The sequence below is a fragment of the Saprospiraceae bacterium genome (assembly GCA_016719615.1).
Lineage (GTDB): Bacteria > Bacteroidota > Bacteroidia > Chitinophagales > Saprospiraceae > Vicinibacter.
Window position 1 is genome coordinate 762,815 of the sequence record JADJYQ010000001.1, and the last position, 14,448, is coordinate 777,262.

Annotated in this window: 6 protein-coding genes; all 6 read left to right on the top strand. The window is 39.6% G+C overall.

Translation table 11 applies throughout. The annotated features are described in order from the left end of the window. Window positions 1-268: 268 nt before the first annotated feature. Window positions 269-4,129 (top strand): DUF3494 domain-containing protein, encoded by a 3,861-nt coding sequence (locus IPM92_03140; protein MBK9107386.1) that lies wholly within the window; start codon window positions 269-271, stop codon window positions 4,127-4,129. A gap of 19 nt (window positions 4,130-4,148) precedes the next feature. After that, window positions 4,149-6,773 carry a T9SS type A sorting domain-containing protein gene (locus IPM92_03145; GenBank protein MBK9107387.1) on the top strand — a complete coding sequence of 875 codons (2,625 nt, stop codon included), beginning with the start codon at window positions 4,149-4,151 and terminating at the stop codon, window positions 6,771-6,773. Between the two features lie 202 nt (window positions 6,774-6,975). Beyond that, window positions 6,976-11,112, top strand: a complete 4,137-nt coding sequence (locus IPM92_03150) for an HYR domain-containing protein (protein ID MBK9107388.1) — start codon at window positions 6,976-6,978, stop codon at window positions 11,110-11,112. A 176-nt stretch (window positions 11,113-11,288) separates the two neighbouring features. Further along, on the top strand, window positions 11,289-11,543 hold the full coding sequence (locus tag IPM92_03155; GenBank protein ID MBK9107389.1) for a hypothetical protein: 255 nt from the start codon (window positions 11,289-11,291) through the stop codon (window positions 11,541-11,543). Further along, a complete protein-coding gene (locus IPM92_03160) occupies window positions 11,513-12,643 on the top strand; it encodes a hypothetical protein (protein ID MBK9107390.1) in 1,131 nt (376 codons plus the stop codon). The genes IPM92_03155 and IPM92_03160 overlap by 31 nt, the downstream gene beginning before the upstream one ends. Further along, a complete protein-coding gene (locus IPM92_03165; protein MBK9107391.1) occupies window positions 12,625-14,412 on the top strand; it encodes a T9SS type A sorting domain-containing protein in 1,788 nt (595 codons plus the stop codon). The genes IPM92_03160 and IPM92_03165 overlap by 19 nt, the downstream gene beginning before the upstream one ends. Window positions 14,413-14,448: the final 36 nt, after the last annotated feature.

A 14,448-nucleotide genomic window follows, 5' to 3' on the forward strand; every position in this document is an offset into this window, starting at 1 on the left:
GGCTTCGGTCAGGGCCTTTTTTATGCCGGTTAAATTTAAAACATATTTATTTAATTAAAGTATATATAACAGATATTCAATAATATATGTATTTTTATAAATTTACATATCTAAATTATATAATATGTTAGTAAAATTGCGAATTAAAGTTTAATTTTGTGAAAGTTCATAAGTAGAACTTTATTTATTTAGTGCTTCTCAGTAATTTCCCGACTCGGATCACTTCAAAACGAAATTTAGTTATTTTCTAATAACTAAATCCTCAATGATGAGTTTTAAACTACGATCCAATTTTTCTCTAATTTATTTGGTTTGTTTTTCATTGATTGCAAAATTCAATTTTGCCCAAGCTCCCGATTTAAGATCAACTTCAAGTTTCGCTTTATTTACTGCTGCTGGTGCATTTAATAATAATGGTGCAACGGTAATTACAGGTGACATTGGCACAAACGTTGGAGCCTTCAGTGGATTCCCGCCCGGAATTGTGATCGGTTCCATACATATTTCAGATCCTGCAGCTGCCCAAGCCGCAGCAGATGTTGCTCTCGTATATAGCGATTTATTCGGAGTGATGTGTGACCAAGTTATAGGCTCGACACTGGGAAATGGACAAGTTCTAGGTCCAGATGTTTATTGTATAGGAGCTGCGGCAACTCTTAATGCTGAATTAATTTTAGATGGGCAAGGTGATCCTAATGCATTATTTATATTTCAAATTAATGGCGCACTATCTACAAGTACGCTCTCAAAAGTAACTTTGATAAATGGTGCATCTATTTGCAATGTATACTGGCAAGTCAATGGTGCTTTTGCTTTAGGTGAAGGTTCAGTTTTTAGAGGAACCCTCGTTGCCAATGGAGCAATAAGTCTTTTAGAAGCTTCTTCACTTTATGGAAGAGCTTTGTCAACTGCCGGTGCAATTTCATTATTTAACAATGTTGTCAATATTAGTCAAAGACCAATACCTTCAAGTATCGTCGCTACTGGAGCCACTACTTTTTGTACAGGTGGGAGTGTTATACTTGTAGGGAATGTTGGTGGAGTTTGGAATACGGGTGCAACAACTCCTTCCATTAGTGTTTCTACATCTGGAGATTATTTTGTAGTAAACACAAATCTTTGCGGAAGTGATACTTCAAATCATATCCAGGTTACCGTAAATTCATTACCTGCCTGCTCAATTTCCGGAGATGAACTGATTTGTCCGGGTAGCTCTACCAATTTATGTGCACCCAATGTGACTGGTCATTCCTACGAATGGAGCACAGGCGCTACCACAGAATGTATTTTGGTAAATTCAAGCGGATCATTCAATGTTACGATTACTGACATCAATGGTTGCTCAAATGTTTGTAGTAAATCAGTCATAGTTAGTCAAATAATAACGTGTAACATTTCGGGAAATAACTCCATTTGTGCAGGAAGTTCTGCGACCTTATGTGTACCGAATGTAATTGGAAATTCTTATCTATGGAGTACAAACGAACAAACAAATTGCCTCACAAATAGTAATGCAGGAACATACAGTGTAACTGTTACCCAAGCTAATGGCTGTGTAAGTTTATGCAGTCGTACAGTTACCGTCAACCCATTGGCAGATTGTATTATATCAGGGAATACCTCTTTTTGTCTTGGGAGTTCAACTTTGCTTTGTGTTGCCAATGTAGTCGGTAGTACTTATTTATGGAACACGGGTGCAACTTCAAATTGTATCACTGCTGTTACTGCAGGAAATTATAGTGTCACGGTTACAGCTGCAAATGGTTGTGTGAGTAGTTGTAATACTTTTGTTAGTATTAATCCATTGCCAATATGTGCGATCACCGGATTAAACAGAATATGTCCTGGAAATTCAACTAACCTGTGCGTGCCAAATGTCGCCGGTAGTAGTTATTTATGGAATACCGGAGAAACATCTAATTGCATTAGTGTAAGTACAGCTGGAAATTATAGGGTTACAATCACAGATGTGAATGGTTGCACAAGTAGTTGCTTAAGCACGGTAAGTGTCGTTTCAGATTGTATCATCACCGGAAATAATACGATATGCCCAGGTACAAGTACTTTGTTGTGTGTGCCCGAATTGGTAGGTGACACATATTTATGGAGTACTGGTGAAACAACGCGTTGTATATCTGTTATAAATGCAGATACCTACTCTGTTACAGTTACAAATAGTGGATGCGAAGAAACTTGTCAAATAATTCTTACTTTATTGGATTCAGAAACAACGATAAGCTGCCCACCGGACATTACAATTGACCTGGATACTTTTGATTGCAACAGAGTTTATTGCTATGCAGTCACGGGAACGGGTACTTGTCCGACCGGAGTAGTTAATCTACCGGGTTACAATTTCATTGGAAGTTTCAATGGTAATTCTTACTTTATTTCTCCTCCGGGAATAACAAACCATCAAAACTGGTTAGATGCCAATCAACTTGCAGCTGAATTAGGTGGACATCTAGTGACCATTGAAGATGTTTTAGAAAATAATTTCCTTACAAGCAACATTCCATTTACAAATCCTTTCCTTCCCGGAAATGGAATAGGTTCCAATCAATATTGGATCGGATTAAGGTACTCTCCTAGATTGGATCATTTTAAATGGACCACAGAAGAAGAATTTATTTACTCAAACTGGGGCCCTTTACAACCCGGTTTTATCGATGGTGATTATGTTTGGTATTTTGATATAAATGTTCCAGGTTTTGGGCCAGGTACATGGTATGATGGTGATTCAATTGTTCCTATTAAAAGATACATCATTGAAATTGAAGATGGATTAAAAATAAAATTAATTTCGGGTTTGGCTAGCGGATCTGTTTTTCCGCCGGGAGTCACTACGAATATTTATGAAGTTGAAGATGCCGCCGGTCAAACAGCGCAATGCAGTTTTAATGTAAATGTGATTGGATCTGCTTCAATGCAATGCATTGATTTAAATATCAGCCTCAATGAAGATTGTAATGCTGAGATCACTCCGGAAATGTTATTATCAGGAGATTTTAATTGTTACGATTTATTTGAAGTCACATTAAGTCACTATGGACATCCTGTTCCAAATCCGGTCACCCAAGATTGGATAGGTAAAACCATTTTGGCAAGTGTAACAGATCCAACAACAGGCAATTCTTGTTGGTCAAGCTTGGTAATTGAAGACAAATTAGCGCCTGTGATCGTTTGTCGTGCAGACACTGTTGATTGCAATTTGGTGGAGGAAAATTTTCCATTGAATTACGAAGGTTTTGATTGCAGTAAATATACCGTTACTACAATTGGTGAAAGGTTTGTACATTATGATTGTGATTCATTATTTTTAAAAGGAATCTTCAGAGATATCGAAATTAGAGATGAGTTTGGTGGTGCTGATTATTGTACAGATACTATTTATACAAAAAGGATCAAAGCTGAAGATGTAGTTTTACCAACGCTTGATTTTTATAATTTTACTTGTGAAACTAAATTTTTAAAAGATCAAAATGGAAACCCAAGTCCATTGGTTACCAGAGTACCTTATGTTGTTCAAAGTGATGGAGGTATCAATCCGATTTGGCCATTAAATGAATTACTGGATTGTCATTTGTTTATAAGTTATGAAGATACAGATTTAGGAGAGATCAATTGTGTTCGCAAGATCATGCGTACCTGGACTGTAAGGGAGTGGTGGTGTCATACAGAAATCACAAGACAATCCAATCAATTGATTATCATTAGCGATCCATTCGGTCCTGTGATCACACACATGCCCTATGGATTTGATGCGACAACAGGCCCGCGCAGTTGTTATGGAAGAGTATTATTGCCACCTATAGAAGCAGAAGATGCTTGTCACAATAAACTGAGAGTAGATATAGCATATCCCGGTGGAATATTATTAAATCAAAATGGTGGTTGGGTAGATTTACCAGCAGGAAAAGATACGATTTATTACAGGGTCTATGATGATTGTTACAATTTAACTGAAGTTTATATCATCATCAATGTGATTGATGCAACGGAACCGGTAGCAGTTTGCGATAGGAATACAGTTGTTGCACTCAACAGGTTTGGAGAGAGACCTAGGTACCGGCAGAAGTATTTGACGATGGCAGTTTTGATGAATGCGCAGTACATCATTTTGAAGTGAGAAGAATGCAGGATGATTATTGCAACACAAGAGGGAAGATGATTGGGGTCCGGAAGTTGGATTTTGTTGCGAAGATGTAGGACAAACTGTAATGGTTGGATTTAAAGTGATTGATCATAGCGGTAACGAAGCCATTTGCATGGTCAATGTTGAAGTTCAGGATAAAGAAGCTCCACAAATCAGTTGTCCGCCAAATATTACGGTTGATTGCAGATTTGATATAGACTACAATAATTTGGAAGTGTTTGGTAAAGTAGTTACGGATACATCTGTAAGGGAAAAAATCATTATTGATCCAAGCTATTACCATCATATAGACGGTCATCCATTAGACGGATATGCAGCAGATAATTGTCCACCCACGATTTTGGAAAGACTATATCTCGGACCTGAATTGAACCAATGCGGAATCGGATACTTTTACCGGTATTTTGCAGCACGCGATCAACAAGGTAATTACAGCCAGGAATGCTTTCAAAGAATTACCGTTGTAAATCACCACATATTTGATAACAATGATATCGACTGGCCGGATGATTACGAGACCTCAGATATCTGCGATCCAAATCAATTGATTCCGGAAAGATTGTTTTATCCTTATGATAAACCAGTAACGAATGACGATGAATGCAGTTTAATCGGATTGAGTTATCACGATCATGTATTGTCACCTACCAATGTTGGAGATCCATGTTTTAAAATAATTAGAGTGTGGAAAGTGATCGACTGGTGTCAAAGAGATATTGATAACAATGTGATCATTTGGCAGGATACACAATACATCAAAGTATTTAATTACGTAGATCCAACTATAGACAGAATCAGTCCTGATACGACCATTTGCAGTTACGATGTCAATTGCAGACCTATACCTGTAAGTTTTTCTATTGAAGCTTCAGATGATTGCACAAATTTTGACGAACTGTTGTATATCTGTAAAATAGATTACCATAGCGATGGTACCATCGATTTTATACAAAGCAGAATCGGAGTTGATGAAGTGAATGGGACGTGGCCATTAGGCACACACCTGGTGAAATGGGAAGTCGAAGACCGTTGTGGAAATACCGCGAAGTCTAGTTTCACGTTGGAATTGCTCAACTGCAAACCACCCGTTGCATATTGTCTGAACGGATTGTCGACGAGCCTGGTGCCTATGGATCTTACCGGCGATGGAATTCCGGATGTAGCCATGGATACCGTTTGGGCAAAGGATTTTGATGCGGGTTCTTATCATAATTGTGGATATTATGTGGTATTGAGTTTTTCAGCAGATACCAACGATATATACCGGATATTTGATTGCGACGATCGCGGATTGGGAAGTAGAAATGTGGGTGACAGATATCAATGGCAACACTTCATTCTGCAGAACTTTTATAGATATCAGGACAATAGCCATTTTTGCCCGCCTATGTTTACCAATGCTAAAGTTGAGGGCGAAATCATGACCGAAGTGATGGACAGGGTAGAGAATGTACGGATAGAGTTATTGAATTCAGGCCGGAATGAACTGATGACCAATACCAATGGCGGATATTTATTTGATCAGATTCCGACGAATCAAAAATACGAACTAACGCCAAGAAAGACCGATGGCTGGGTGAATGGAGTAAGTACAGCAGACATTGTCAAAATTCAAAGACATATATTGGGCATCGAGCCTCTTACATCCGGATATAAAATGATAGCAGCAGATGCCAATCGCAGCGGAGAGATTACGGCGAAGGACGTATCTGAATTGAGACGATTGATCCTTGGTATTACAAATGAAATCCAGGGCAACACCAGTTGGAGATTTGTACATGCATTACATGCATTCAACGATGTCAGCAATGCATTAAAACAAGTTATTCCTGAATCTTATGAAATATCGAGTTTGCATAGCGATATGAAACTTGATTTTTATGCAGTGAAAGTGGGAGACCTCAATGGTACCGCAGCAACAAAGGGATTTGGAAGTATAAGCAATAGAAGTGGACAAGTATTAGAGCTGGAAGCAGATGCAATAGCATTGATGAAAGGTGAGGAAACAGAGATTGCGCTGCGAATTGTAAACGGCAAGAATTATAACGGATTACAGTTTACCCTGGAATGGCTGACGCAACAATTAGAAATCATTGGAGTGGAAGGCAATTCGAAAAAAGGAGTAAGCGATGACCATTATTCATTGCATCAATTGACCAACGGAAAGCTGAGCTTAAGTTGGAATGGCAATATGGAAGATGGAATGGAGTTGTTGACATTAAAAGTTAGAGCAAAGGAAAATTGTAATACTTCTGAAGTCTTGCGCATCGGACAAAGTATCACTCCGGCACTCAGTGTAGTCAATGATGGAAGTGAAGGTCAGCTTGCAATTAAGTTCAGAGGAAGCAGTCAGGAAACATTTGTGGTCATCCCCAATGAACCGAATCCTTGGAATGAAGAAACGATGATTGGAATGATCTTACCACAAAACGGAACAGTCAAGTTGACCGTTTACGATGTAAGCGGTAAAATACATTTCATCGATCAGATGGAATTGACAAAAGGATACCATGAATACCGGATCGGCAAAGAGCAGGTAAATCAGGCAGGAGTCTATTACTATCAGCTTGATTACAGAGATGCAAGCCACACCGGAAAGATGGTGATTATGGATTAGAGCATTATTAGTAGTAATTTTTATAGGGCTCTGGCTTCGGTCAGGGCCTTTTTTTTGAGCAATGCCCAAAATAATTTTAAAAAAACACATATAAATTTTTTTATATATAAATTATTTATATATTTGTGCGTTCATAAAAGCATCCCAGCTTAAAAAACAGTGAATTTTTTAGCAGACGAAAGTAGCCGTAAACTACTTTAATATGCTAAACATCCCCGCAGTAAAGCAGCGCAGCTGCATTATAAGTATTTGCTTATTGGTAAGTGCTTATCTCAGTCCTATTATTGGACAAACATTCAATACCATTTCTGATGGTGACTGGAGTGACCCAGCAACATGGCAAGGTGGTAACATTCCCGGTTCAACGATCGACGTCAACGATACAGTAAATATATTACACTATGTGTGGTATGATTTGCCCGGAGATCTTTCTGTAAGCGGACTACTTGAAATTTATTTAGATACTTTGGCATCACATCCCTGTGATGGACATTCAATAACTATTGAGCCCGGTGGTCATTTTAAAATTACCCATGGTGCTTTGTTGTTTGGACTTAAATGTGCAGGCGCGAGTGCAACAGGAACTTTTATTAATAAGGGTACTGTTCGCGTCAATGACAGTTATATATTATTACCTGAAAACTGGGATTCTGATGGTGGAAGTCGAGTTGTGACAGGTGGATGCATAGATATTGGTGGTAGTTTCATCAATGACAAAAGTGCCGATACCATGGTTAATTTTTGCATTCGGTTGGGATTGAATGGCGATGGTAGTTTTTTAAATGTAGATCCGAGTTTAAGCACAATTCATTTATGGAATAATACAAAAATATTATTCAGAGGTTCTACAGGAAATTTTATAAATGATGGAATCATAAACGCAGGTTCTTTTTCAGAAATTACACATCTCGATGTAGAATCCGGAAACATTGTAAATAATGGTACTTGGGTATTACCACAGGCAACTTCCTGGTGTTGTGGCGGTTCCATTTGTCAGGGCCCTTTAGTCAATGCAGAAAACTGTGATATGGATGCCGAAGTATGTGGTTGCATTGGAGAAGTTTGTTTTGTAAGGATTAGTTGTCCGCCAATGGATGGTGGCCAATATTCATGCTTGAGCGATGTACCTCCTCCCGATTTCAATTTGATCATACCCATGGATTCATGTTATGATCTCGTTTATAGTATTGCTCATGAATTCAGTGGTGAAGGCTGTGCAAATGACACTTTATTTCTAACGCGGTTTTACATTGTTACGGATGATGATGGAGACCCCTTAACTACAGATGCTAAGGATACTTGTATTCAAATATTTAGCATTGTCGATACGACTAGGCCAACTATTATATGTCCTGTTACAACAACTGTGAATTGCGATGGAGACAAAACTCCTGCTTTTACAGGTGAACCAACTGCAACTGATTTGTGCGATGTTGCGGTAACAGATTTTTCATTTACAGACCAGCTCATTGGCGGATCATGTGCCGGAAACTACACGATCAACCGGACTTGGACTGCAGCAGACAGTTGTGGAAATACGAACACTTGTATGCAACAAATTAACGTACAGGATACCATGCGGCCAGTAATAAATTGTCCTTCAACCATTACTGTAAATTGCGATGTCGCTAAAGATCCAGGAGTTACAGGAATGGCCACTGCCTCCGACAATTGTCATTTGGCAGTAAATAGTTTTTCACATACCGATGCCATCACATTAGGTTCCTGTGCCGGTAATTATACGATTCAACGTACATGGACTGCAACAGATAGTTGCGGAAATACGAACACTTGTGTGCAAGAAATTAATGTACAGGATACCATGCGGCCAGTAATAAATTGTCCTTCAACAATTATCATAAATTGTGATGGCGCTAAAGATCCGGGAGTTACAGGGATGGCCACAGCCACTGATAATTGTCATTTGGCAGTAAATAGTTTTACAAATACCGATGCCATCACATTAGGTTCCTGTGCCGGTAATTATACGATTCAACGTACATGGACTGCAACAGATAGTTGTGGAAATACGAACACATGTGTGCAACAAATTAATGTACAGGATACGATGCGGCCAGTCATAAATTGCCCTTCAACCATTACTGTAAATTGTGATGGCGCTAAAGATCCTGGAGTTACAGGAATGGCTACAGCCTCCGATAATTGTCATTTAGCAGTAAATAGTTTTTCGAATTCAGATGCGATCATATTAGGATCATGTGCCGGAAATTATACGATCAGCCGAACATGGACCGCAACAGATAGTTGTGGAAATACGAACACTTGTGTGCAACAAATTACTGTCCAGGATACCATGCGACCTGGCATAAATTGCCCTTCAACAATGACTGTCAATTGTGATGGCGCTAAAGATCCGGGAGTTACAGGGATGGCCACAGCAACCGACAATTGTCATTTAGCAGTAAATAGTTTTTCAAATACCGATGCGGTCACATTAGGTTCCTGTGCCGGTAATTATACGATTCAACGTACATGGACTGCAACAGATAGTTGTGGAAATACGAACACATGTGTGCAACAAATTAATGTACAGGATACCATGCGACCTGTCATAAATTGCCCTTCAACAATGACCGTCAATTGTGATGGCGCTAAAGATCCGGGAGTTACAGGGATGGCCACAGCAACCGACAATTGTCATTTAGCAGTAAATAGTTTTTCGAATTCAGATGTGATCATATTAGGATCATGTGCCGGAAATTATACGATCAGCCGAACATGGACCGCAACAGATAGTTGTGGAAATACGAACACTTGTGTGCAACAAATTACTGTCCAGGATACCATGCGACCTGTCATAAATTGCCCTTCAACAATGACTGTCAATTGTGATGGCGCTAAAGATCCGGGAGTTACAGGGATGGCCACAGCCACTGATAATTGTCATTTGGCAGTAAATAGTTTTTTACATTCAGATGCGATCACTTTAGGCGGATGCGCCGGTAATTATACGATTCAACGTACATGGACTGCAACAGATAGTTGTGGAAATACGAACACATGTGTGCAACAAATTAATGTACAGGATACCATGCGACCTGTCATAAATTGCCCTTCAACAATGACCGTCAATTGTGATGGCGCTAAAGATCCGGGAGTTACAGGGATGGCCACAGCAACGGACAATTGTGCAATAGCCGTTACAGATGTAAATTTTAATGATGTACGAATAGATGGAAGCTGCAGTGCTCAATATGAAATTATACGCAGTTGGATCGCAACAGATAGTTGTGGGAATGTGAATACTTGCACACAGTCGATACAAGTTCAGGATACGATTAGACCAATGATCTTTTGTCAATCGGTAGTTGTATATCTCAATGATATAGGTGAAGCCGGAATTGATCCTGAGGATGTCGTATTAACATTTAGCGATAATTGCGCGTTCCAAGGTTTTTCTGTGGATCGCGTTTCATTCAGTTGTTTGGATAGAGATCTGGTTCAGGTAAATGTAACAGCTTTTGATTCATGCGGAAATATCAGTGAATGTATAACTAATGTTCAAGTTCTGGATACAATAGCTCCTATACTATTTTGTCCCAAAGACACAAGTATAGTTGCGGCATTGGGCAATTGCAAAGCTAAGTTTGATTATGAGATCACTGCTTCTGATAATTGCGATCTAGCTGTTATTCATCAAACAGATGGAACTGGATTGCAAAGTGGTAGTTTGTTTCCGGAGGGCCTTACAGTCCTTTCATATGGAGCCTCAGACTCTAAAGGAAATATTGCTGCATGCAGTTTTGGTGTTACCATAATTCCTGATTTGAGTGCTTCACCAACATTGGCTTGCAAGGGTGCAGTAAATATTTCACTTGATCAAAATTGCGAACTCTCCATAACTCCAAGTACAATTTATTTGGGCGGAGATGCAAGTTGTTACGATTTTCTAAAAGTAATTTTATGTGATTATTATACCAGAGAACCTTTGATAGATTTTGTTGCCAAACATCATTTGGGCAAAAGTATTGTTGCTAAACTTGTTGATACGATTGCCGGTAATTCTTGCTGGAGTGAAATCAGAATTGAAGACAAATTAGCCCCCACTATTTTATGTGAATCTTATTCTTTGGATTGTCATGAAATTCATAGTAAAGATTATACACCTTATCATTATGATAATTGTACCACCAGTACAATTAAACTTCTTGATGAACAATATGTAGAACTTCATTGTGTTCCAACAATGGCAAAACTAATTCAAAGAAAATGGATTGCTTTTGATGAATATGGAAATTATAGCGACACCTGTGTTCAAAATATTTATATACTAAGACCTGACTTGAGCTTAGTTGTTTTCCGGATCCCTTTGATTTAAATTGTGCCATACCTTTTCTGAAAGATAGCAATGGCCTTCCTTTACCTGAAGTGACAGGGGTACCTACCCTAAACGGAAAAGCGATTTGGCCATCGGATATTTTTTATTGCAATTATCAGGTCACTTATACAGATACGGATTTAGGAACGATTCAATGTGTTCGGAAAATAATGAGAGTGTGGACCATCAGAGAGTGGTGGTGTCATCAGGAATTTGTCGCCAGCCAGATTCAAATTATCCAAATCAAAGACGAGAGTGGCCCTGAGATCACTCATATGCCATATGGATTTGACGCGACGACTGGTAAACGGAATTGTTTAGCGCGTGTATTGTTGCCACCGATTGAATCTGTAGATGCCTGTCACAATGATTTGCGAGTAGATATAGCCTATCCTGGCGAGTGTTACTGGATCAGAATGGCGGCTGGGTAGATTTACCGGTTGGAGAAGATACGGTATATTATAGAGTGTACGATGCGTGTTACAATGTAACGGAAGTATATATAGTTGTGCATGTGAGAGATCATACAGAACCTGTAGCGGTATGCGACCGGAACACGGTAGTTGCGATCACACATAATGGTTATAGCTGGGTACCTGCAGAAGTATTTGACGATGGAAGTTTTGATGAATGTGCATTACATCATTTTGAAGTGAGAAGAATGGACAGAGATTTTTGTGGAGGAGTAGGAGAAGATGACTGGGGTGCAGAAGTAGGATTTTGTTGTGCAGATGTGGGCAAGATGGTGATGGTAGGATTTAAAGCAATAGATCATAGCGGCAATGAAGCAATATGTATGGTGAATGTAGAAGTACAAGATAAGGACCGACCATTGATAAGTTGTCCGCCAAACATAACAGTTGATTGTCGATTTGATATAGACCGCGAACATTTGGAAGTATTTGGAAAAGTAGTGACGGAACAAAATGCGAGAGAAAAGATAGTGATTGATCCAAGATACTGGCATAACATAGGAGGCCATCCGCAAGATGGACTTGCGGAAGATAATTGTCCGCCGGAAGTTGTAGAGGAGCAGGATTATGGAGGATTGAATCAATGTGGCTTGGGTTATATCTACCGATATTTCACGGCAGTTGATCAGCAAGGAAACCGGAGTGAAGCTTGTTATCAGGTGATCACCGTAGTGAACCACGATATATTTGACGGCAACGATATCAATTGGCCGGATGATTATGAGACGAGTGATATCTGTGATCCGGATCAATTGATACCGGAGCGATTGGTGTATCCATACGACAGACCGGTGACCAATGATGATGAATGTAGTTTAGTGGGGATGAGTTATCACGATCACATATTATCACCGACCATACCGGGCGATCCATGTTTTAAGATCATACGAGTATGGAAAGTAATTGATTGGTGTCAGCGCGATATCAATAACAATGTATTGATCTGGCAGGATACGCAGTATATAAAAGTGTTTAACCGGATAGATCCAACAATCATAAGAGTAACGCAGGATACGGTGATCTGTAGTTATGATATTAATTGCAGACCGATCCTGTAAGTTTTTCAATTGAAGCGGGAGATGATTGTACGGATCCCAAGCAGATGTTGTACACGTATAAAATTGATTTAGACAGTGATGGCACGATCGACATTACGAGAAGTAGTATAGGCGGCAATGTAGCGAGTGGCACATGGCCATTAGGAAAACATATTGTGAAGTGGGAAGTGGAAGACAGATGTGGCAATACAGTGAAGGCAAACTTTACATTGGATTTACAGAACTGCAAACCACCGGTAGCATATTGCATAAGTGGATTGTCGACGAGTTTGGTACCGATGGATTTGAATGGAGATGGAATACCGGATACAGCGATGGATACGGTGTGGGCCAGTGATTTTGATGCAGGCTCGTACCACAATTGTGGATATCATGTAGTATTGAGTTTTACAGCAGATACGAACGATCGTTATCGGATATACGATTGTGATGATCGTGGCTTACAGGAAGTGGAGATGTGGGTAACGGATATTAACGGCAACACATCATTTTGCAGAACATTTATAGATATCCAGGACAACAGTGGATTTTGTCCACCGACGTTAAAGAATGCAAAAGTGGAAGGCGAGATTATGACGGAAGTGCAGGAACGTGTGGAGAATGTGAGTGTGGAGTTGTATAATTCCGGAAGGAATGAAATCCTGACGAATTACGATGGAAGATTTGCATTTGAACAACTGCCATCGGGCGAGCGCTATGAGTTAAAGCCGAAGAAGACAGATGGTTGGTTGAATGGAGTAAGTACAGCCGACATTGTAAAAATACAAAGGCATATATTGGGAATAGAGCCCATCAAAACAGGCTACCAGATGTTGGCCGCGGATGTAAATCGGAGTGGCGAGATTACGGCCAAAGATGTATCTGAATTGAGGCGATTGATATTGGGAATCACCAGTGAGATTGCAGGCAATACGAGTTGGAGATTTGTAAACCGTGTACATACGTTCAACGATGTGAGCAATGCATTAAAGGAAGTGATACCGGAACGAGTAGAGATCAGCAATTTATATGGAGATATGAAGTTGGATTTTTATGCAGTAAAAGTTGGAGATCTGAATGGAACGGCAGCGACGAAAGGATTGAGCGGAAGTGTAACGAGAGGCGGCCGGGTACTAGAAATGGAGATGACGGAAGCGGAGATGTTAGGAAGCGAAGAAAGAGAGATTGAACTGCGGATCAAGAATGGAGCAGGCTATACGGGAGTACAGTTTACCCTGGAGTGGTTGAATCAGCAAATAGAAGTGCTGGGAGTAGAGGGCAATAAATCGAAACGGGTAGGAGAGGAGAATTACGCAATGCATCAACTGCAGAATGGCAAACTGAGTGTAAGTTGGAATGGAGAGATGGAAGATGGGATGGATTTTATAAAATTGCGGGTAAAGGCCAAAGAGCGAATTACATTATCAGAAGTGATGCGAATCGGAGCGAGTATAACACCAGCCGTGAGTGTAACACAAGATGGGAATGAAGGACAGGTCGTGTTAAGATATAGTGGATTGGGCAAGGAAACATTTGTAGTCACACCCAACGAACCCAACCCATGGAATCGCGAAACGGTAATTGGCTTTTTATTACCTCGCGATGGATCTGTAAAACTCAGTGTGTATGATGTAAACGGAAAAGTGCACTTTGTTGAAAATTTGGATTTCAACAAAGGTTATCATGAAATAGCAATACAAAGGAATCGATTGGGGCAGGCTGGAGTTTATTATTACCAACTTGATTATATGAATTTTAGCCAAACGGATAAAATGATTATAGTAGATTAATCTTCTAAAGATAAACAATAGTGGGAAGGCCATTTA

Bases quoted from the DNA above. Each gene is read 5' to 3' on its own strand.
- IPM92_03140 (MBK9107386.1), top strand. From the start codon at position 269: ATGAGTTTTAAACTACGATCCAATTTTTCTCTAATTTATTTGGTTTGT.
- IPM92_03150 (MBK9107388.1), top strand. From the start codon at position 6,976: ATGCTAAACATCCCCGCAGTAAAGCAGCGCAGCTGCATTATAAGTATT.